This is a genomic window from Kangiella shandongensis, assembly GCF_020005365.1.
Lineage (GTDB): Bacteria > Pseudomonadota > Gammaproteobacteria > Enterobacterales > Kangiellaceae > Kangiella > Kangiella shandongensis.
In genome coordinates this window covers 148,454-169,782 of record NZ_JACNML010000006.1, presented here as the reverse complement: position 1 = coordinate 169,782, position 21,329 = coordinate 148,454, and the positions used below count along the sequence as shown (strand labels likewise).

Below are 21,329 nucleotides of genomic sequence, written 5' to 3'. Positions count from 1 at the left end.
TCACGCGAGCCTCAAGCTCTTGTATTCTCTGCTGCTCTGGGGTCATCGCCTTACCTTTAGGCGTTTGACCGCTTTGCTCACTGTTTAACTGCTGAACCCATTTTCGGAGGGTATTGTCATGGACATCTACGGCTCGGCTTGCTTCCGCATAACTGTAGCCTTGTTCAAGCACCAAACTCACAGCATCTCGTTTAAACTCCGGACTGAATGACCGACGTTGTCTTCTTCTTACCATTGAACACCTCTTTGTTAAGGGTAATACTACCACTTAAAAGAGTGTTCGGGTTTAGTCTGCCACTACACTGCTTCCATATACAGGAGTGAATATAAAGAATAATGAGACATCTAATGAGGTATCGAATGACAGGTCACCTACTTTATTTTTTATATGACTCAATGAATCCTCAATAGTTTTGTCATATCCACCCCTCTTTTCGTCATACAAGATGAGTATTGGGTAAACCAATTTAATATTATGCTTTTTTGACAATTCAGAAATTTTTAAATCAGGGTTCGCTTTTATGTCAGCTAATATTGGCACTAAAGAAGAACTCCCTTTAGCTAAATCATTTGTCCTCTCTGAAATTGCGATTAAATTTCTGTTGAGATAATCATCTGAAATGGCTTTCTGAAGGTTAGTTATGGCGCCATTAGGACCGGTTGTAGCAGAGCCAAATTGAGAAAAAAACTTAACTTCACCAAACCACAATTCCGTTGTTCCGTTATTATCAATAAGATGGTATGCATCGTACCCTTTTGTTTCACCATTCTCTAATACTTGATATAAGTGACCTCTAGCAATCACAGGTGGAGCTCCGTAGAAAATATAGAGCATGCAATAGAGAACAACCTCCCCATAAAAACCATACTTTAGTTTTTGCTCATCTGTAGCATCATCGTTAAATTTCAGCTTTCTTGTCAGCGCTCTTCTATGCAAAGTATCGAAATCGTAATCGGATAATTCATATTCGTTGAAGGCATATTCAATTACCGCATTATAGATAAGTAATGCAAGCTTATCGTTATTATCTGATGTATAACATGAGTCTTCTTCTGTTGATATCTTCGTATTAGAAAAGTTGAGGTTAGTGTTCGGGAGCTTATACTTAAGCAGTATTGTATTTTTTATAAGATCCCTTAAAGACTGCCTCATTGTTAACTATTCCTAAAAATTGTTCTAATCATAATGGTTTATGTACACTTTAAGTCGAAAGCGAACTTACTAAACCCTTTGTATAACGCCCTAAGGAGGCCCGACCCGAAGGGGCAAGCCTGCCTTTGTTTGTTAAATGTTTACCCGGCAACTGCATTGATAATTGCACCAATAATCACACCAGCAAGGCCGACAGCACCACTAATCCACCACCTAGAATCTCGCTTATGATCTAGTTCGCTTGAATGTAAATTTATGGCGGTTTCAATTAATGTTGAAATATCTGAGTTGGTTAGCGGTGTTCGTGAAAATCTCTTCTTTTGTTCATCATTTAGCTGTAAATATTCCTCTCTGGATATTTTTTCCTCTTTATCTACATCGTATAGCTTCTGATAATTCCGACGCCAAACGAGAGAGGCTCGTTCTTCCTTGCTATCCAATCTAAAAAATTCTGGGTGCTGCTGAAAGACCTTCTTCCAATGAGGTATTTTCTCAGCTTTTCCCTCAATTCGATCAGCCCAGCCAGAAAAGTCCAATTTATAGAACTTGTACGTTGCCATAACTTGGATGGCTGCGATTACATCAGAGAGCCGTTTATCATTTTCTGTATATGGGTTTTTCATTTTTGGCACAATCCTTTTTGTGCATTTAACACTTTATTATACGAATTCGTTTGTAACACTTTATTGTTCTTGATGTTTTTTTACAAGTGTCTATTTTCCAGATATTGAGAGGATTAGCGGACCATCAGGCCGCTATATCCAGTATATTTCAGACATAATAGGTATTTTTATCAGTAATTTGTCACCGCTTTTTGCGAATAATGATATTTTTTTAAAGTTAGTGCTTACTTTTGGTTAAGTTTTTTAGGCACAAAAAAGCCGGCAGAAGCCGGCTTTCTTATATCACGAAAAGTGTGATTAGTAACGATAGTGTTCAGGCTTATAAGGGCCTTCAACTTCTACGTTGATGTAAGCTGCTTGCTTGTCGGTTAGCGTGGTTAGGCTTGCGCCGATACGCTCTAGGTGGAGCTTAGCAACTTTTTCATCGAGGTGTTTCGGTAGGATGTAAACATCGTTGTCGTACTTGTCACCGTTTTTCCAAAGTTCGATTTGCGCTAGAACCTGGTTAGTGAACGAGTTTGACATAACGAAGCTTGGGTGGCCTGTAGCACAGCCAAGGTTTACCAAACGACCTTTGGCCAACAGCGTAATACGCTTACCGTCTGGGAATACGACTTGGTCAACTTGGTCTTTAATGTTGATCCACTCGTAGTTTTCCAGGCTGGCGATATTGATTTCGTTATCGAAGTGACCGATGTTACAAACGATAGCCTGATCTTTCATGCGCTCCATGTGCTCATGACGGATAATGTCGTAGTTACCGGTTGCTGTAACAAAGATATCAGCTTGTTCAACAACGTTTGGATTCTGTAAATCAACGACGCGGTAGCCTTCCATCGCTGCTTGTAATGCACAGATTGGATCAATTTCTGTAACCCAAACTGTAGCGCCAAGACCACGAAGTGATTGCGCCGAACCTTTACCTACGTCGCCGTAACCACAAACGATAGCCACTTTACCGGCGATCATAACGTCTGTTGCACGCTTGATACCGTCAACCAGCGACTCACGGCAGCCGTACAGGTTATCGAACTTAGACTTAGTTACTGAGTCGTTTACGTTGATCGCTGGGAATGGTAGTTCACCGTTTTTCTTCATCTGGTACAAACGAGCAACACCAGTGGTGGTTTCTTCAGTCACGCCCTGAATCTCAGCCAGTGTACGTGAGTAGAAAGTGTCGTCTTCAGCAAGTTTTGCTTTGATTGACTTGAATAGCGCAACTTCTTCTTCGCTGCCCGGGTTATCCAATACGCTGATGTCTTTTTCAGCGCGAGTACCCAAGATTAGAAGCATGGTCGCGTCGCCGCCGTCATCAAGAATCATGTTTGGAGAACCACCGTCGCCCCATGTCATGATGCGATGCGTGTAGTCCCAGTACTCGTCCAATGTTTCGCCTTTATATGCGAAAACTGGAATACCCTGATCAGCCATTGCTGCTGCGGCGTGATCCTGTGTTGAGTAGATATTACAAGAAACCCAACGAACCTCGGCGCCAAGGGCGATTAGCGTTTCCATTAACATGGCCGTTTGAATCGTCATGTGTAATGAACCTGCAATGCGTGCGCCTTTCAGTGGCTGTTCGCCTTCGTATTCTTCGCGAATCTGGATCAAACCAGGCATTTCGCTTTTTGCCATTTCGATTTCTTTGTGACCCCAGGAAGCGAGGTTAATATCTTTTACAATATAATCTGTCATGTTGTTCCCAATAATTGGTTACGATGAATTTACAAACTAAAAAACGGTTTAAAGGCCAGCAGCATCACGAAGCGCGTCAGCTCTATCGGTGCGCTCCCAGGTGAAAGTATCTTCAGTTCTACCGAAGTGACCATAAGCTGCTGTGGCTTTGTAAATAGGGTGTAGTAGATCAAGCATTTTGATCAGACCGCGTGGACGTAGATCGAAATGTTCGCGAACCAGCTGTACCAGTCTATCTTCACTGATTTTTCCAGTACCGAACGTATTCACGCTGATCGAGGTCGGTTCAGCAACACCGATAGCGTAAGAGATCTGGATCTCGCATCGATCAGCCAAACCAGCTGCAACGATATTTTTCGCCACATAACGACCAGCGTAGGCTGCACTGCGGTCGACTTTTGAGGGATCTTTACCGGAGAATGCACCGCCACCGTGACGTGCCATACCGCCATAGGTATCAACGATGATTTTACGACCTGTCAGGCCGCAGTCGCCCATTGGACCGCCGATAACGAACTTGCCGGTTGGGTTAACGAAATACTTGGTATCGCCTGTTACCCACTCAGAAGGTAGCACAGGTTTGATGATTTCTTCGATAACCGCTTCCTTCAACACTGACTGGCTGATATCCGGGGTGTGCTGAGTCGATAAAACAACCGCATCAATACCTACTGGCTTATCGTTTTCGTAGCGGAAGGTCAGCTGGCTTTTGGCGTCTGGACGTAACCAGCTCAAAGTACCATTTTTTCGTAACTGTGCCTGGCGCTCTACCAGTCGGTGAGCGTAAGTGACAGGAGCCGGCATTAACACATCGGTTTCATTACTGGCATAGCCGAACATTAGCCCCTGATCACCAGCGCCTTGCGCGTCTGGATCATCACGGTCAACACCCTGAGCAATATCCGGGCTCTGCTTACCGATGGCGTTTAACACTGCACAGGAGCTAAAGTCGAAGCCCATGTCGGAACTGGTGTAGCCAACGTCTTGAATGGTTTTGCGGGCGATATCTTCAATATCAACCCATGCCTTGGTCGCAACTTCACCAGCAATCAGAACCATGCCGGTTTTCACTAAAGTCTCGACTGCAACACGCGCATTGGTATCCTGTTTCAGGATGGCGTCGAGCACAGCATCGGAAATTTGGTCAGCGATTTTATCTGGATGGCCTTCTGAGACTGACTCAGAGGTAAAGACTGAATAATTGCTCATTGTGTAACTTATACCTTAATCTGTGTGATATACACTAAAATATAGACCGTCAGGTCGTCCTCGACGGTCAAAAAGTAATCGAATTTTACATCTTTTGGACGTCTAAAACACCTATTTTTACATCTTTCGTTGTGAAAAACACATGAATATAAATAAAAGGGCTTGTTGAGCTTTCATAATAGATGTTTCTGTTAAGCTTAAAATAGCTTTATTGGGATTGAGAAACTGTTTTTAAAGTATGTGTTTTGATGAATGCTATTTTAGCTTACCCAGTGCTGGGGCTGTTTTCCTCCCCAACGTTGTTATTAAAAGCAATCAATAGCACTACTATTAATTGCTTTTAATGCCTAGTTGGACAAAAAAATAGCTCCCAGCAGAAACACTTTATGAAAGCTCAACAAACCAATCATAGTTTTAATATTACAAGTATCCGTTTATGATGCAGTAAGCAATCTATTTCAATCAATTTGCAGGACGAAAATCTATTCATGGGTCGAGCACCAATACGTAAAAAACACAATTTCGATGATGGTGAACCGTTAGCACCGTGGCGCGAGAAAATACACGAAATTATTTTTGAGGCAGATACCGGCTGGGGTAAAGCCTTCGATGTGGTCCTGATTATCAGCATTTTTGCCAGTGTTGTCGCTGTGATGCTGGATAGTGTGGATTCGATATCGGCTCAGTATCAAACCGTTTTGTGGCTGGCGGAGTGGAGCTTTACCATACTTTTCACAATCGAGTATATCTTGCGATTAATTTGCGTTCGCCGGCCTATGCTTTACGCAAGAAGCTTTTATGGCGTCGTCGATCTGCTATCGGTTTTACCGACCTACCTGGCTCTGTTCTTAACCGATGCCAAGTATTTCCTGGTGATTCGAATTCTGCGTGTCCTACGAATCTTCAGGATCTTTAAACTGGCCAGTTATATTGGCGAAGCCAGTCTGATGATGAAAGCGTTGCGCAATAGTCATGCCAAGATCAGCGTTTTTCTCTATACCGTTATACTGCTGGTCGTGATTTTTGGCTCATTGATTTACGTCATCGAAGGCGCAGAAAACGGCTTTACCAGTATTCCGACATCAATCTACTGGGCAATTGTCACTTTAACCACCGTCGGTTATGGCGACATTTCACCACAGTCGCCACTCGGTCAGTTTTTAGCTTCCTGCATCATGGTTATGGGTTACGGATTAATTGCCGTACCAACGGGTATTTACAGTGCAGAGATCACGCGTCAGGCGATCAATGAACATAGAACAAAAGAAGTCACTAACAACGCCTGTCCGGTTTGTGCCTATGAAGGACACGATGCCGATGCAGAATTTTGTAAGAAGTGTGGGGCAGAGCTTTAAGTTATTGCTCTGCCTCAGGAAAGGGATGTTACTTTTCGGTATAAAAAGAGACGCCTTCCAGATATAGCTGTCCGTAGATTTGGGCTTTGTCGGTTTTCATGGTTTCTGATGACAAGTGCAGTTCTTCCAGGTTGCGCTGGGTGATATTCAAAGAACCCTCGAGGATTTCCAGAGCATTTTCCATGCTGTAGGTCATTTGGTGGATCTTGGCCATATCCTGAGCTTTGAGTTCCTCAGCTTTAAGGAGCTTCTCCAGTTCAGTATTATACTTCTTCAGCACCGAGATGGCTTCTTCTACCGTATTGACGTCTTCGCCCTTGTAGTGGCGTATTTCAGATGCCGATACTGTTGCTACGATTAGAAAACTTAGCGCGATAAAGCCGAGTTTTAATAATTTCATGTTTGCTGTGTCCTTTTGGTAAACAATAATCATTCACATTATAAGACGAAAGTTGTCAAGGTTGAATGATTTATATCAATGAATGCTGGGTTGGCTGCTAAATATAGTAAACGCTAGTGGTCATAACTTTAGACATCGCTTTCATGCCAAGTTTGATTGGTGCAGGGAGTTCTGCTGCACCATTATCGATAGCGGTAGTGGCGTGCTTGAGTTCTTCGGTGTGCATTTGTGACAGAATGGCTTTGCTTCTGTAGTCCTGCTCTGGCAGCTTTTCCAGGTGACTTTCCAGGTGCTTACAGACCTGGTTTTCGGTCTCTGCGACGAAGCCCAGGCTCCATTTATCACCAACCAGACCGGCGGTGGCACCGATGGCAAAAGAACCAGCATACCAGATCGGGTTTAGGTAGCTCTCGTGGCTATTGAGTTCGATTAAGCGCTCGCTGCACCAGGCGAGATGATCAACTTCTTCCTGTGCGGCCTGCTCCATTTCTTTACGAATATCAGGTAATTTGGCGGTGAGTGCCTGACCCTGATAAAGTGCCTGTGCACAGACTTCACCAGTATGGTTGATACGCATCAGGTTGGCAGCATGCTTCTGTTCATCATCCGTTAATTCCTGCTCGGCTATGCCGTCAGACGGGCTCTTGCGAGGTGCGGAATCGTAGATACCTTGAGTTGTTTTTAGTGCTGAATCCGCTACCATACAGAGTTGGTCGAAAAAGCTATACTGGCGCATATAAAATAACCTGATTGCGTTTTTGGTTATTTTAGCGCTAATTGATAAAAATAGAAATAATGGAGATGCTGCGCAGTTTATGGGAAGTAAAACAGAACAGAATGATCTAAAAATTCTCATCGAGTCAAAAAATCCGATATTGGTGATTGAAACGCACGAAGAGCCACGAGCTGTCGGTTTAATCAATCAAGTCGCGATGTCGCTCAATCAGCCGGTGTTCGGCTGGCATGTAACCGAAGGGTTACGTCGCTTTGAAGTGGATGGCGACAACTTTGCTGCATTAAAAGATACCCAGGATCCGGCCAAGTGCTTGCAGCACATTAAGCGCATGGAGCGCCGTGGTATTTATGTTTTATGTGACTTTCATCCTTTTATCGGTCAGGATCACCCGCAAACGACTCGTTTGTTACGGGATATTGCACTGGATTACCCGGACAATCGACAGACTCTTGTCCTGATCAGCCATAAAATGGAACTGCCGGAAGAATTGAAGCGCTTATCACGCTCTTTTTCCTTGAGCCTGCCTGACTCGGCAGAGTTGGAGTCGATCATTCGAAAAGAAGCCGCGCGTTGGGGTATGGAAAACCCGGGAAGGAAGGTGCGCACCGACAAGAAAGTGATGAGACGGCTGATTAAGAACTTAAACGGTTTGACCCGAGCGGATGCCGCACAGATGATCCGTAATCTGATTTATGATGATGGTGCCATTACCGAAACCGAAGTCGAAAAAGTTAATCAGGCTCGTTATGAGCTGCTCGATCTGGATGGAGCGGTGCACTACGAGTATGAAACGGCTCACTTTGCCGAAGTGGGCGGTATGGAGAATCTGAAACGATGGTTGGAGTTACGTCGTAAAGTATTCTTAAGCGATTCGGATATCGGCTTAGATCGCCCTAAAGGCATTCTAATGATGGGAGTGCAGGGCAGTGGTAAGTCACTGGCAGCGAAAGCCGTGGCAGGTATGTGGCAGTTACCCTTATTGAGACTGGACTTTGGTGCGCTGTACAACAAGTGGCATGGGGAAAGTGAAAAGAATTTGCGAGAAGCGTTAAAGTTATCACAAACCATGTCGCCATGTGTTTTATGGTTGGATGAGTTAGAGAAAGGCCTCAGCACATCGGATAGCGATGGCGGTACTTCGAAGCGAATGCTGGGAACATTGCTTACCTTTATGCAGGAAAATGATGCTTCGGTATTTTTTGTGGCGACAGCCAATGATATCAGTGCCCTGCCACCGGAGCTGATCCGCAAAGGGCGTTTCGATGAATTGTTCTTTGTTGATTTGCCGGATGCTAAGGCGCGACAGGATATTTTTCGCATCCATTTAGAGAAGCGGAAACAGTCGGGCTTAAACTTTGATTTAACCGCTTTGGCGCAAAAAGCTGATGGATTCAGTGGCGCGGAGATTGAACAGGCGGTGGTGGCCGGTTTGTATGCCGCCCATTATCGCGAGTGTGACTTAAGTACGGAGATGATTCTGGACGAGCTCTCTCAGACCAAACCTTTGTCGGTGGTGATGGCTGAAAAAGTTTCGTCATTACGCGCTTGGGCTGACCAACGAGCCGTCAGGGCAAATTAGAGGAGTGATACCATGAAATTGATTTATTCTACCGCGTCACCTTATGCAAGGGCGGCACGCATGGCGATAAGGGAGCTGGGATTAACAAAGACAGTTGATGAAGTTGAACACCATCCTTTTGATAATCCGCGGGAGCTTATCGATGCCAATCCGCTGTGCAAAGTCCCCTGCCTGATAGACGATGAAGGCATGTCTATTTTTGATAGTCAGGTAATCTGTGAGTACCTCGATCAGTTCGCCGACGATTCTTCTCGCTTGTTTAAGGATATTGATAATAGCTGGCAGCTAAAAACTCTGTATTCTCTGACAAGAGGGTTATTGGATACCGCAGTGGCATTGCAGCAGGATAAAATGCGTGGCGAGGGACAATCCGAGTTCTGGCAGGAGCGTTTTAACAAGGCGCTGGACCGGGGATTGGCTTACTTGCAGACGCATCTGGCAAGCTACCCGAAGCGTTTTGAAATCTTAGCCATTAATACCGTAGCGTTAGTTAATTATATGGAGTTTCGTCACCCAGAATATCGAGTGCTGGAGAAGTTCACGAAACTGCAATTATTGTATGAGGAACAACAGAACCGTTCAAGCGTTGCTCAAACGGTTCCCAAGTAGTTTCCAGCAGGCTTGGCAGACTATTTTTTCTGCCAGGCGCCTCGGATTTTAATGTAATGCCCTGACTGGGTGCGATCGATATTACGACGTGCAGCAATAGCCTCGATCTCTGCGATGGTTTTATTGTTTTTCTTGGCCTGTTGCGCGTAAATATCACGACGTTTGTCATTCACGCTTTCAACCAACGCTTTGACCTCGTCCGTGGCTTTGGCCTGCGCGACAATACCAACGTAACCTGTGTCGAGCTCACCAACGATCCCCTGATCTTTGAGCTGTCCTAAGTTGGCAGCAAAGACCTGGGCTGTTAGTAGTAATCCTGTGGTTAAAGTCAGTAAATATTGAGTTAGAGTCTTCATATTACTCTCCTGATTTTAGGGTGTCCTAAAATATGTCTTTCCGTTTATTCGATGGTGTTTAAAACAGTCCAGATTCTTCGGTCAGAGCTTGGTCTAACGCTTTTTCAACCTTGACTACAACTTCATGCTTAATGGTGAAGTCACCAATAATATGAATTGGTTTTTCAGGCGCTTCCAGTTTTACAGTACACCCGCTTACAGCCAGTAGAGCAATACAGGAAGCACACAACGTAATGTTTTTTGGCTTGGTCATTACCAATTCCTTATGTTCGTAGCAATACCTTACAGTGTAAGACAATAACATGAATTATGGCTGAATGTTGAGCATTTGTTTTTGTTCCAGATCATCCAGTATCGGTTTTGTCATATCACCGCTAATCAGCATTGAATAGAGTAGCTCAGGCAGTTGGCCGCGTAAGGTCAGATCCAGCTTTATAGGGAAACCATTGTACAGTTCCGGGTTGGAACCGAGCACATGCAACTCGACGACATAGTCGCCTGCCAAGTTATAGTCGAGCGTACCGGAAAATTCCTGGTAGTGGAAATTCTCTAATGCCTGGAAGGCAATATTCGCTTGCTCCCCTTTATCCGATTTGAGTTGAATAACACCTTCTTCCAATGCATTAAACTTGCCGGCGGTAATTTGTTGGCCTTCCGTACTGAGCGTTAATGGCAAGGTAAAATCAAAGTGTCCGGTGAGTGTGAGTTTTTCGCTATCTAAGGCTTCTAACAGAGCTCCCACATCAATGGATTTCAAATATACGGTAAAAGGTGGCACGTCACTGTCGTTGATGGCGAGCCTGGGGATTTCAATACTACCATCGAGCAACTGCCCCTTGAGATTAATAATGACCAGGCTATTGATGGTGTGCGGCATTAAAAAGCTGACATCGGTAATAGCGATATCGGTTGCCAGCTCTATACTATCGACGTGATTTCTTGTGGTACCTCCCAGTTTAGAGCTTGGGGATAACGTATCTTCAATGGTCCAATTCCTGACATAAAACTCATCGTAATTAAGGTTAAAATTATCGAGTTGAATTGTTCCATCAAACAGCAGGCCAATCGGATCACCATCCAGTGAATCAATTTCGACTTGCCCGGAGTTAAAGCTAAGTTCTGGATAATGTTTTAAAATATTGAGCCAACTTGTGATGGTAGAAACCGGTAGCGAGGACTGGTCGACTTTTAACCTGTGTTGTGACTTTTCCAGATCAAAAGAATAATCAAAGGGGACTTTGGATTTGTCATGTTTTAGAACACCGTTAGCGATGAACATTTGCTGTTTCTTTTGCCAGTGTAAATCCCCTGATATATTTGAAACGCCGAGCTGCTCGCTGTTATAACGAGCATTATCAAAATGGAGTTTCCCTTTGGGATTTTTGCTCAAGACATAATCAAAGTTGCCGGTGATTGAGTCTAGCTGCAGCGGCTGTTGCTGCAGGGCGAGGCTAGAGACCGAGTAGCTGCCCTGTAGCTTGCCTTTGGACAGCTGCTGATTTTTTGTGAGCTGCAGCTTGGTTGACAAACCTGTAGCCTTGAACTGTTCGTTGCTAAAATTTAAAGTGCCGTTGAGATTTGGTTGGCTTTTAACGAGCCATTTATGATGACTCTGTGCAGGTTTTTTGAAATCAAGCAGCGATGATCCAGCTAACGACCATTGGCTTGGGCTGAGCGACCCCGTCGAGTTATTGCCCTGATAGCTTATTTTTCCTAATCCGAGCTGACCCTCTTGTGTGATAATCGATAGCTTAGATGAGCCTAAGCTCAGGTCACTATCCAGATCCAGTGTTATGGCGTTGGTTGCTGCCGTATGTTCGGGTGAATCATAACTGCCCGATAAGTTTTTAATCGATAATTGAGCAGTCAGTTCTGCCGATTGTGCTTGATGGGTTAATGCCTGTTTCAGGTCGAGTCTAAGCTGCGATAATTGAATATCCGTGTTTATAGCAGGGTTATCAAGCTGTAGGCCAAGTTGTCCCTGTAGCATCTGCAGCGTGGACTTAGATGCAGAAAAACTCAATTGACTCGGTGTGAGTGGTTGTATGGTTAACTGATAGGTAGACTCGAACTCGTCGATATTGGTTTTAAGATGATAGTTCGTCAGAAGCGTTTGTAGGGTTTTCTTCAGCTCGAAGTCGTCACTGAGTATTTCTGTTGATAAGGTCGTCGTTGGCTCCAGCTCTAACATGATTAGCTCGTCTGAAAAATCGGCAATGCCATCTAAAGTCAATTTGACTGGGCCAATACCAGGTTGTGGGTAGTAGTCCTGTGGATTGATCATACCATCAGCGTTAAGTGTCCAACGCTTGCTGTTGTTGGGCCTTGCCATCAGGGTTAGCTGGTTCTCATTGTGCACAATCGTGGCATTAAGACTCGAAAGCGTTTCCTCATGCCTTTCTGCGCTGGCTTTGATGTTAAACGTTTGGTTGAGAAACTGAACGATGGTTGTTACTTCCGCAGAGTGTTCAGCTTCGGTAACTTGAATTGCTTGCGCAACGATGGGTTGCAGCGCCAGATCCTCAATCGTTAATCGTTCAATGCTGACTTCAGCAACGGGTAGCTGTGGCAATGGAATCGATGGCAGTCTTTCTGACTCTGCAGTGGGACTGGTTTTATCAGGCCATTGCAGGGTTGCCGACTCAGCATGAATAGCAGTTAAGCGTCTTTGCCACAGAGAATAACCAAGCTCAACACCAGTCAGCTTAACTCGGTATTGTGGGCTATCGCCGATAGTCAGGGTTACACGGTCAATGTTAGTCGAGGTCAGGCCGGGATGTTCGAGCTCCAGAGTTTCAAGCTGGATCGATGGCGGTAAGAATTTTTTTACCTGGTTCGGAACCCAGGAAGGAGCTGTCCAATAAGCAACGCTGAGCACTAGCATGAGTACGGCAAGTATCCATAATAAAATTTTGGCGATTGTTTTTAATGAACTTTTCTTTTGCACGATGCCACCAGTAAGTCCTTGTTATGTCTCGGCAAGTGTAACATGCTCAGTGTAGCGGATTAGACTGAATCTGTAATGAATCGTTTCAAGTTTTGTCATTCACCACGGGCACTTCCTGCGGTCGCCCGAGTAGGCGGTAACCATCAATATAGCAGTCTGTAGTCACTGTTGTTTTTTGTGATAAAGAAATTTATAAGAGATTTCACATCACAGGTGGCAGAAGGGATGCTAATAGGAGTGACGAGGCCTTTTCTGGGGAAGTATAAAAAAATACCGCTCAGTTGAGCGGCATTTTGCAGGTCGGATTAATTAAAGTCTATTATGATTGTTCACGTGTAATCGCACGATGACCAATATCGGTACGGTAATAGACCTTGTCCCAGCTGATTTTTTCAACCGCCTGGTAGGCTTTTTTTTGCGCTTCGGTAACGTTATCACCCAGTGAAACGACGCAAAGGACGCGCCCACCGTTTGTCACAATAGCGCCATCTTTCTCTGCGGTACCCGCATGGAAGACTTTACCGATAGTGTTAATGTCATTAACCGCATCTAAGCCTGAAATGACATCGCCTTTTGGGTAGCTGTCGGGATAACCGCCGGCAGCCATCACCACGCCGATAGCAGCGCGTGGGTCCCAGTCTGCTGTAGCGGTATCTAGCTTACCGTCGATAGCTGTCAGGCAAAGCTTCACTAGATCTGAGTTCAAACGACTCATGATCGGTTGCGTTTCTGGATCACCAAAGCGGCAGTTGTATTCCAGCACTTTTGGCACACCGTCACTATCGATCATCACTCCAGCATAGAGGAAGCCCGTGTAAGGGTGACCTTCTGTAGCCATGCCTTCAACTGTAGGAACAATCACTTGCTCCATAATACGGTCATGCATTTCTGGTGTGACGACAGGGGCTGGTGAATAAGCACCCATACCGCCGGTGTTTGGGCCTGTGTCACCATTATCACGCGCTTTGTGATCTTGTGATGAGGCGAGTGGAAGAATGTTTTTACCGTCAACCATCACGATAAAGCTGGCTTCTTCGCCCTGTAAGAACTCTTCGATCACCACGCGATGACCGGCATCACCAAACTTATTACCAGCAAGCATATCATCAATCGCCGCATCGGCTTCGGCTTCAGTTTGCGCAATAATGACACCTTTACCCGCAGCAAGACCGTCGGCCTTGACTACGATCGGTGTTCCCATTTCACGCACATAAGCTTTTGCTGGTTCGATTTCAGTAAAGTTCTGATAAGCCGCCGTTGGAATATTGTGGCGTGCTAAAAAGTCTTTGGTAAAAGCTTTTGAGCCTTCAAGTTGTGCCGCACCTTTGGTTGGGCCAAAGCATTTTAATCCGGCGTTGTTGAATGAATCGACCACACCGATGACTAAAGGTGCTTCTGGACCAACGATCGTCAGTTCAATCTGATTGTCTTTAGCGAAAGCAATCAACTCGTCGATAGCTTCGACACCAATGGCAACATTCTCAACCTTGTTTTCCAAGGCCGTACCCGCGTTACCCGGCGCTACAAAGACCTTGGTGACTTTATCTGACTGGGCGGCTTTCCACGCCAGCGCGTGTTCGCGACCGCCACTACCGATAATTAATACGTTCATTATCTCAATCCTTACCTTGTGGTATTAATGACGGAAATGACGCATGCCGGTGAAGACCATGGCCATATCGTTTTCATTCGCTGCTTCGATGACTTCGTCATCACGAATCGAACCACCCGGCTGAATCACTGCAGTGATCCCAGCTTCGGCTGCTGCATCAATACCATCACGGAACGGGAAGAAGGCATCTGATGCCATCACGGAACCACGAACCTCAAGGTTCTCGTCCGCTGCTTTAATGCCGGCAATTTTAGCACTGTAAACGCGGCTCATTTGACCGGCGCCCACGCCAATCGTCTGGCCTTTTTTGCAATAAACGATGGCGTTCGACTTCACAAATTTTGCTACTTTCCAGCTGAACAGCAGGTCACGCATTTCTTCCTCAGTTGGCTGACGTTTGGTTACGATACGTAAATCATCTTCAAACACCATGCCCAGGTCGCGATCTTGAATTAAAAGGCCGCCGTTAACGCGTTTGTAGTCGTAAGAAGGGGGCGACTGTTCCCATTGACCGCATTCTAGTAAACGGACATTTTTCTTCGAAGCAACGATAGTTTTTGCTTCATTACTAATGCTTGGCGCGATAATGACTTCTACAAACTGACGATCGACAATCGCTTTCGCTGTATCAGCATCCAGTTCGCGATTAAAGGCGATAATGCCACCAAATGCCGATGTTGGATCGGTGGCAAAGGCTAAATCGTAAGCCTGGCCGATGGTGTCAGCAATGGCAACACCGCAAGGGTTGGCGTGCTTGACAATAACACAGGCAGGTTCCTCGAAGCTTTTCACACATTCAAGGGCTGCGTCAGTATCGGCAATGTTGTTGTATGACAGCTCTTTACCTTGAAGCTGTGTCGATGTCGACACGCTGGCTTCTTTCGGATCATGCTCAACGTAAAAGGCAGAATTTTGATGTGGGTTCTCGCCGTAACGCATATCCTGTGCTTTTTTATACTGCACAGAATAGGTCGGAGGGAAGTCGCTGTCATCGTCAAAAGCCTGCACGCCAAGGTAGTTTGAAATCGCAGCGTCGTAACGCGCGGTATGTGCAAAGGCTTTCGCTGCTAGACGGAAACGTGTGTCTTTATTGACGGCGCCTTTGTCTTCGATTTGCTCCGCCACTTGTGCGAAGTCTTCATTTTCGACGACGATCGTTACGTCCTGGTGGTTTTTTGCCGCAGAACGGACCATGGTTGGGCCACCGATGTCGATGTTTTCAATCGCGTCTTCCAGTGAGCAATCGTTACGCGCGATAGTGCTTTCGAACGGATAAAGATTGACCACGACCATATCAATACCAATGATATCGTGCTCTTCCATCACTGTGTCGTCCATACCACGACGACCCAGGATGGCGCCATGAACTTTCGGGTGAAGGGTTTTTACGCGGCCGTCCATCATTTCAGGAAAGCCGGTGTAATCGGCAACATCGGTAACGCTAATGTCGTTATCACGTAACAGTTTAGCAGTACCACCAGTGGATAAAATTTCGATACCCTTACTCGCTAGAGTTTGGGCAAATTCAACTACTCCAGTCTTGTCTGAAACGCTGATCAGGGCGCGTTTCACCGGACGATAGTTAGGCATGTTGTAGCTCCTTAAAAATTAAGGGTTCTGATAAAAAGAACCCTTATTTTAATTCGAAAGGTTTACAGTAAGTTGTAACGTTTTAACTTTTTACGCAAAGTTCCGCGGTTTAATCCAAGGACCTTGGCCGCTTTCGTTTGGTTGTTACGAGTGTGCTCCATAATGGCACGCAGGAGAGGTTCTTCGACTTGAGTTAACACCAAATCGTAAACATCATTCAATGGCTGACCTTGCATCTGCTTGAGGTACTGTTGCATCGAAATTGCAACGTGTTCACGCAAAGTAGGGTTTGATTGGAAACTGGCAGAGTCAGTCTGCGCACTTGCTTGGTTGTTAGTTGTCGTGTCAAAAATAGTCATGCTGCTATAGCCTGTTGCTTTTGTTCAAAATAACGGTTTAAAACGTCTATTTGCTCTGCACCGTCATCAATACGGTTGAAGGTGCTGCGGAACGCTTTGCCATCCGCCTGTTCCTGCAGGTACCAGGAAACATGCTTCCGCGCAATTTTGGGCCCCATGTGATCCCCATAGAACTGATGGAGGCCTTTGACGTGACGAATCATTACGTCCTGGACTTCATCAATACTCGGCGGATCAAGAAGCTCGCCCGTTCGCAAATAGTGCCAAATTTCTCGGAATATCCAGGGGTTCCCCTGGGCCCCTCGACCAATCATCAATGCGTCAGCCTGAGTATGTTGTAAGACATACTGAGCTTTTTGCGGACTGGTTATATCCCCATTTGCAATCACAGGAATCGAAATCGCCTGCTTGATTGCGGCAATAGTGTCGTACTCCGCGAAGCCCTGGTATTTACAGGCACGTGTTCTGCCGTGGACGGCGAGTGCTTGAATACCGTTGTCTTCAGCAATTCTTGCAATGTCGACACCATTACGGTTGTCAGGGTTCCACCCTGTTCTTATTTTTAATGTCACTGGAACATCGACAGCGTTGACGACGGCTTTCACAATGTCCTCGACCAGGTCGGGATACTGCAGTAAAGCGGAGCCAGCTGCTTTTTTACAAACTTTCTTGGCCGGGCAGCCCATATTGATATCAATGATTTCGGCACCGTTTTCTACATTATGTAGAGCGGCCTGTGCCATCATCTCAGGTTCTGCACCAGCAATTTGAACCGAACGAATGCCAGGCTCCCCCCTATGGTCGCTACGCATTAAGCTTTTCTTGGTGTTCCAAAGCTTAGGGTTCGATGCGATCATTTCTGAAACTGTCATGCCGGCACCAAGCTCTTTACACAATAAACGGAAAGGACGATCCGTCACGCCAGCCATAGGCGCAAGAATCAGTGGATTGTCCAGTTGGTACTGTGCGATTTGCATGGTTTTGAATTCAGTTTCTTCGGGAGTGAGAGATATAGTCTCCTAGCACGGGCTTATTGCACGACCGGTGTCGCAAAGCCGCCGTGAACTCCTGTATAACTTAAGTTGGGTTCAAATTAAGGTCGCCGATCATACACCTTTTGCCACAGCTTTTGAATGAAAATTGTTTAAAAAACCATCAATTTTTAGCTTGACAAATGGATACAGTGGACGAATATGAGTTGTGATCGCTGTTATTTAACTAATTCTACCTGATAGCCGCTGTAATCGCTGATTTCATTATTGAAAGTGAAGGCGATATGCACTGACTGGCCCGGTTTAATAAGATCGTTATGATTGAGCTCCGGTAGGTAGTGCTGTGGCTTGTAGACTGGGCTCGCGAATTGGTTGCCTTTGATGTCGCTTAAGATAACCTTGATTTGAGGGTATGGTTGTTCAAAGTCAGCGGTATTTTTTAATACCATGCTCACTTCTTTCTGTCCTGTGCGGGTAATGGTGACTTCAATGGCGTTAACGCGGTATTGCTCCAGATCCTGACGTGGTGCAATCTGGCACCCAAACATGGAACATGAAAATTGGTAAATTGGACGCCAGCCAGTATCCTGTGACAGCACAGCTTTATTAGGCCACAGGTAGAAAAACCAAAAAGCTAAGTAAATGAGAAGCACAGTGGCGAAACCATAAAAAGCCCACTTCAGTGTACCCATATGATCTCGAGTTTTATCAGGTGCTTCATCGACTTCAAGCTCGTAATGATCTGATTTATCAATCTCGGTTAATTCGGGAATTTTCTGTGAAACGACCTGTTCTTCCGCTTCTTCTACCGTTTCAGACATTTGAGCTTTCTGACTTTCTTTTTCCAGTGAAACCAATGAATCCGTGGCCAAAAACAAGGAATGACAGTTACCACAGCGAACATGCCCCGAGGCGACCTCAAGGTGTTCTTTACGCAGTTTAAACACTGACTTGCAATGCGGACAGTTCGTTAAAAATGTTTCGCTCATAAAGTTTCAGATCAAAAGCTAAGCCAATAACAAAATAGTATAGTAATTATTAAGAGTGTTTTTTCCCTGAAAGTCGTGCCCAGTCTTCTTCGGTAGCTACCGGGTCCATATCAAACCATTGACTGTAAAGTGTTTTTAATTCTTGTGCCTGACTTTCAAGAAGCCCCGATAATACCAGATTTCCATCCGGTTGCACGGCATTTGCAATGGATTCTGCCAACTGGCGCAAGGGTTCGGCTAAAATATTGGCTACCAGTATATCAGCCTGGGGTAAATCAACGTGTTCGGGTAGCCCCAGAACCAGTCGCTCACTGTTGATTTCGTTACGCTCCAGGTTCTGTTTGGTCGCTTCGATAGCCTGCGGATCGATATCGACCGCGTAAACTTTTTCTGCTCCTAAAAGCAGCGCTGCGATAGCTAAAATACCCGAACCACAGCCGTAATCGATAATGGTCTTGCCTGTCAGTTCGGCGCTATCGAGCCACTGTAAGCATAGTGATGTCGTTGGATGAGTTCCGGTACCGAAAGCCAGTCCAGGATCGAGTCTGATGTTCACCGCATCAGGTTCAGGCGCTTCGCACCAGCTTGGCACGATCCAGACCTTGTCGCCAAACTGCATCGGCTTAAAATTATCCATCCAGCTGCGTTCCCAGTCTTGATCGCGAATGATTTCCCACTCATAACTGTCACCAAAATACTGGTAGAAGTCGCTATGTTGCAACAAGGTGTCTATTTGTTGAGTATCAGTATCCGCATTGAACAGGGCTAACACAATTAAGTGTTCCCACAAAGGCGTCTCACCCGGAAGTGGCTCCAGGATTGGCTTATCTTCCGCATCAAGAAAAGTCACCGCCAGCGCGCCGAGCTCCATCAAATGATCGCTCAAGGTGTCTGCATCGGAATGTTTGTAGTCGAATTTAAGCTGAATCCAGGCCATTAGAGTCGTGGTTTTACAATTTGGGGCTATTATAAGGGGAAAGGAGGGGAACTACTAATTTGGATTTCATTTGGTTAGTGGTTTCGCTTTTCTGCGAGTTACTTTTCTTACGTGCCTAAGAAAAGTAACCAAAAGAAGGGCATCCCAAGATTAAGACCTCGCTTTGCTCGGTTTCCTTCATAGTAACCAAGTCACTTAACGTACCGTGACATACATTCCATCCTTGGCCTGTATGTCACTATTCAAAACGTCCTGTTTTGAATTACTATGACTCGCTGACTCTTCAGCTCAATCTTATGGAATATAGGGTGCTAAGCTGTTAGCTTGATAAATAAAAGTACTTTCTAACTTAGAAAAGGGCTACATAGTGATGAATAAACCACCAACAGATTTAAAAGTATTGAAAACAATATATAAGAATTACTATGATGAGTTTATCAAATATGAGAAGAGTAAATCATCTAGATCCTCTTGGAACTATATACCGATTGATATTGATTCATTAGCTACTGAGCTTAAAACAGATCCAGACCTTTTATTTGGACGTTTATATTATTACTTAGATAAGAAGCATAGGTATGAACAAGACGATGGAAGTATTGTGTACCTTTTTTTCGAAAAAGGTAGGAGATGACTGTAATGCTATAAACTTTACGATGCTGGCCGGTGTTTTAGCGGACTTGCAACAAAGTCATTTTAGGTTTTGGCTACCAATGACATTCTCAACAATTGCTATAACAACTTCTATTTTAGGTTTGATTTATTAGGGAACAAAAAGCCGGCATTTGCCGGCTTTTTGTTTACTTTTAACAGTAACTTACTCTTTCTCACCAAACATATGTTCCTCCAAGTAGTGGATGTTAGTTCCACCTTTTTGGAAGTTGGCGTCGGCGAGAATGCGTTTTTGTAGCGGTATGTTGGTTTTAATACCGTCGATAACGATTTCTTCAAGCGCCATTTGCATACGTTGGATAGCTACTTCACGGGTTTCACCGTAGGTAATCAACTTACCGATCATTGAGTCATAGTAAGGCGGTACCTTGTACGACGCGTAGATATGTGAGTCGATGCGGATTCCTGGCCCACCTGGTGCATGGAAGCGTTCGATCGTTCCTGGCGATGGGATGAAGGTATCGGGGTCTTCGGCGTTAATACGGCATTCAATAGCATGACCTTTCAGCTCAATATCTTCCTGCTTGAAGGATAATGGCTGGTTGCTGGCGATACGCAGCTGCTCTTTAATGATGTCCACGCCTGAAATCAGTTCTGATACCGGGTGCTCTACCTGAACACGGGTGTTCATTTCGATAAAGTAGAACTCGCCTTTCTCGTACAAGAATTCGAAGGTACCTGCGCCGCGGTAGCCTAATTGTTTACAGGCTTGCACACAGCGTTCACCAATATGCTTGCGCATCTGGTCGGTAATACCCGGTGCTGGGGCTTCTTCTACTACTTTCTGGTGGCGACGCTGCATCGAGCAGTCTCGTTCACCAAGGTGAATGGCGTTACCGTGGCTATCGGCAAGAACCTGAATTTCAACGTGACGTGGTGTCTCCAGGAATTTTTCCATGTACACCATGTCATTGCCGAATACGGAACCTGCTTCTGACTTGGTTAAAGATATCGCTTTTAACAGCTCTTCTTCCTTACGTACCACACGCATACCACGACCACCGCCACCGCCGGCAGCCTTGATGATTACGGGGTAACCGATACGTTTTGCCATTGCCAGGTTTTCTTTCTCATTATCACCTAGAGGACCGTCAGAACCGGGAACGCAAGGTACGCCTGCTTTTTTCATTGCCGCAATGGCGGAAACTTTATCGCCCATCAGGTTGATTACTTCCGCGCTTGGGCCGATGAAAGTAAAGCCACTTTGTTCAACCTGCTCAGCAAAGTCAGCATTTTCCGCCAGGAAACCGTAGCCCGGATGGATACCTACTGCATCAGTAATTTCTGCAGCAGAAATAATCGCTGGAATATTGAGGTAGCTTTCTGTCGCTGATGCCGGTCCGATACAGACCGACTCATCAGCAAGACGCACATGCATCAAATCTTCGTCAGCTGTCGAGTGAACGGCAACGGTTTTGATCCCAAGTTCACGACAGGCGCGAAGAATTCGCAAGGCGATCTCGCCACGATTGGCTATGACCACTTTTTCTAACATAATTTTACCTACTCGCAGTTG

At 45.3% G+C, this 21,329-nt stretch carries 21 protein-coding genes; 4 read left to right on the top strand and 17 right to left on the bottom strand.

Features of this window, described 5'->3' with window-relative positions; genetic code table 11:
• The 5 genes from H7708_RS08800 to metK all read right to left on the bottom strand — a co-directional run.
• Positions 1–235, bottom strand: a 235-nt coding sequence (locus H7708_RS08800; RefSeq protein ID WP_223670260.1) for a transposase, incomplete at its 3' end; no start/stop codon positions are given.
• Positions 236–286: 51 nt separating this feature from the next.
• Positions 287–1,153 carry a HamA C-terminal domain-containing protein gene (locus H7708_RS08795; protein ID WP_223670258.1) on the bottom strand — a complete coding sequence of 289 codons (867 nt, stop codon included), beginning with the start codon at positions 1,151–1,153 and terminating at the stop codon, positions 287–289.
• A gap of 140 nt (positions 1,154–1,293) precedes the next feature.
• The gene (locus tag H7708_RS08790; protein ID WP_223670256.1) at positions 1,294–1,776 is read right to left on the bottom strand and encodes a hypothetical protein; all 483 of its coding nucleotides are present in this window, start codon (positions 1,774–1,776) and stop codon (positions 1,294–1,296) included.
• Between the two features lie 297 nt (positions 1,777–2,073).
• Complete coding sequence (ahcY, locus tag H7708_RS08785; protein WP_223670255.1) at positions 2,074–3,471, bottom strand: adenosylhomocysteinase; 1,398 nt, start codon at positions 3,469–3,471, stop codon at positions 2,074–2,076.
• Between the two features lie 48 nt (positions 3,472–3,519).
• Positions 3,520–4,680, bottom strand: coding sequence for a methionine adenosyltransferase (gene metK / locus H7708_RS08780; RefSeq protein WP_223670253.1), 1,161 nt, complete (start codon positions 4,678–4,680; stop codon positions 3,520–3,522).
• Between the two features lie 488 nt (positions 4,681–5,168).
• Between metK and H7708_RS08775 the strand changes: the two genes are divergently transcribed.
• On the top strand, positions 5,169–6,035 hold the full coding sequence (locus H7708_RS08775) for an ion transporter (protein WP_223670252.1): 867 nt from the start codon (positions 5,169–5,171) through the stop codon (positions 6,033–6,035).
• 28 nt (positions 6,036–6,063) lie between these two features.
• Here H7708_RS08775 and H7708_RS08770 read toward each other — a convergent pair whose 3' ends face one another.
• Positions 6,064–6,435 carry a DUF6746 family protein gene (locus H7708_RS08770; RefSeq protein WP_223670251.1) on the bottom strand — a complete coding sequence of 124 codons (372 nt, stop codon included), beginning with the start codon at positions 6,433–6,435 and terminating at the stop codon, positions 6,064–6,066.
• Between the two features lie 97 nt (positions 6,436–6,532).
• Complete coding sequence (coq7, locus tag H7708_RS08765; RefSeq protein WP_223670249.1) at positions 6,533–7,171, bottom strand: 2-polyprenyl-3-methyl-6-methoxy-1,4-benzoquinone monooxygenase; 639 nt, start codon at positions 7,169–7,171, stop codon at positions 6,533–6,535.
• 79 nt (positions 7,172–7,250) lie between these two features.
• Here coq7 and H7708_RS08760 point away from each other — a divergent pair, with 79 nt between their 5' ends.
• Together H7708_RS08760 and H7708_RS08755 are read left to right on the top strand one after the other, a co-directional pair.
• Positions 7,251–8,750, top strand: a complete 1,500-nt coding sequence (locus H7708_RS08760; RefSeq protein WP_223670248.1) for an AAA family ATPase — start codon at positions 7,251–7,253, stop codon at positions 8,748–8,750.
• A gap of 12 nt (positions 8,751–8,762) precedes the next feature.
• On the top strand, positions 8,763–9,359 hold the full coding sequence (locus tag H7708_RS08755) for a glutathione S-transferase (RefSeq protein ID WP_223670246.1): 597 nt from the start codon (positions 8,763–8,765) through the stop codon (positions 9,357–9,359).
• Positions 9,360–9,379: 20 nt separating this feature from the next.
• On the opposite strand, the gene H7708_RS08750 is transcribed toward H7708_RS08755, so the two are convergent.
• The 9 genes from H7708_RS08750 to prmA all read right to left on the bottom strand — a co-directional run bounded on the left by H7708_RS08750 (position 9,380) and on the right by prmA (position 19,141).
• The gene (locus tag H7708_RS08750; RefSeq protein WP_223670244.1) at positions 9,380–9,715 is read right to left on the bottom strand and encodes a YdbL family protein; all 336 of its coding nucleotides are present in this window, start codon (positions 9,713–9,715) and stop codon (positions 9,380–9,382) included.
• Between the two features lie 58 nt (positions 9,716–9,773).
• A complete protein-coding gene (locus H7708_RS08745; protein ID WP_223670243.1) occupies positions 9,774–9,968 on the bottom strand; it encodes a YnbE family lipoprotein in 195 nt (64 codons plus the stop codon).
• Between the two features lie 54 nt (positions 9,969–10,022).
• Complete coding sequence (locus H7708_RS13480; protein ID WP_223670241.1) at positions 10,023–12,662, bottom strand: intermembrane phospholipid transport protein YdbH family protein; 2,640 nt, start codon at positions 12,660–12,662, stop codon at positions 10,023–10,025.
• Positions 12,663–12,981: 319 nt separating this feature from the next.
• Positions 12,982–14,274: a phosphoribosylamine--glycine ligase gene (gene purD / locus H7708_RS08735; protein WP_223670239.1), complete on the bottom strand. Its 1,293-nt coding sequence runs from the start codon at positions 14,272–14,274 to the stop codon at positions 12,982–12,984.
• 24 nt (positions 14,275–14,298) lie between these two features.
• Entirely contained in the window at positions 14,299–15,864 is a 1,566-nt protein-coding gene (purH, locus tag H7708_RS08730; protein ID WP_223670237.1) for a bifunctional phosphoribosylaminoimidazolecarboxamide formyltransferase/IMP cyclohydrolase, read from the bottom strand.
• Positions 15,865–15,926: 62 nt separating this feature from the next.
• Entirely contained in the window at positions 15,927–16,217 is a 291-nt protein-coding gene (fis, locus tag H7708_RS08725; protein ID WP_407929737.1) for a DNA-binding transcriptional regulator Fis, read from the bottom strand.
• A gap of 2 nt (positions 16,218–16,219) precedes the next feature.
• Positions 16,220–17,200 carry a tRNA dihydrouridine synthase DusB gene (gene dusB / locus H7708_RS08720; RefSeq protein WP_223670235.1) on the bottom strand — a complete coding sequence of 327 codons (981 nt, stop codon included), beginning with the start codon at positions 17,198–17,200 and terminating at the stop codon, positions 16,220–16,222.
• A 233-nt stretch (positions 17,201–17,433) separates the two neighbouring features.
• Positions 17,434–18,204: a zinc-ribbon and DUF3426 domain-containing protein gene (locus H7708_RS08715; RefSeq protein WP_223670233.1), complete on the bottom strand. Its 771-nt coding sequence runs from the start codon at positions 18,202–18,204 to the stop codon at positions 17,434–17,436.
• A 49-nt stretch (positions 18,205–18,253) separates the two neighbouring features.
• On the bottom strand, positions 18,254–19,141 hold the full coding sequence (prmA, locus tag H7708_RS08710) for a 50S ribosomal protein L11 methyltransferase (protein ID WP_223670231.1): 888 nt from the start codon (positions 19,139–19,141) through the stop codon (positions 18,254–18,256).
• A gap of 370 nt (positions 19,142–19,511) precedes the next feature.
• Between prmA and H7708_RS08705 the strand changes: the two genes are divergently transcribed.
• A complete protein-coding gene (locus H7708_RS08705; RefSeq protein WP_223670229.1) occupies positions 19,512–19,775 on the top strand; it encodes a hypothetical protein in 264 nt (87 codons plus the stop codon).
• A 183-nt stretch (positions 19,776–19,958) separates the two neighbouring features.
• Here H7708_RS08705 and accC read toward each other — a convergent pair whose 3' ends face one another.
• Entirely contained in the window at positions 19,959–21,308 is a 1,350-nt protein-coding gene (accC, locus tag H7708_RS08700; protein ID WP_223670228.1) for an acetyl-CoA carboxylase biotin carboxylase subunit, read from the bottom strand.
• Between the last annotated feature and the right edge of the window lie 21 nt (positions 21,309–21,329).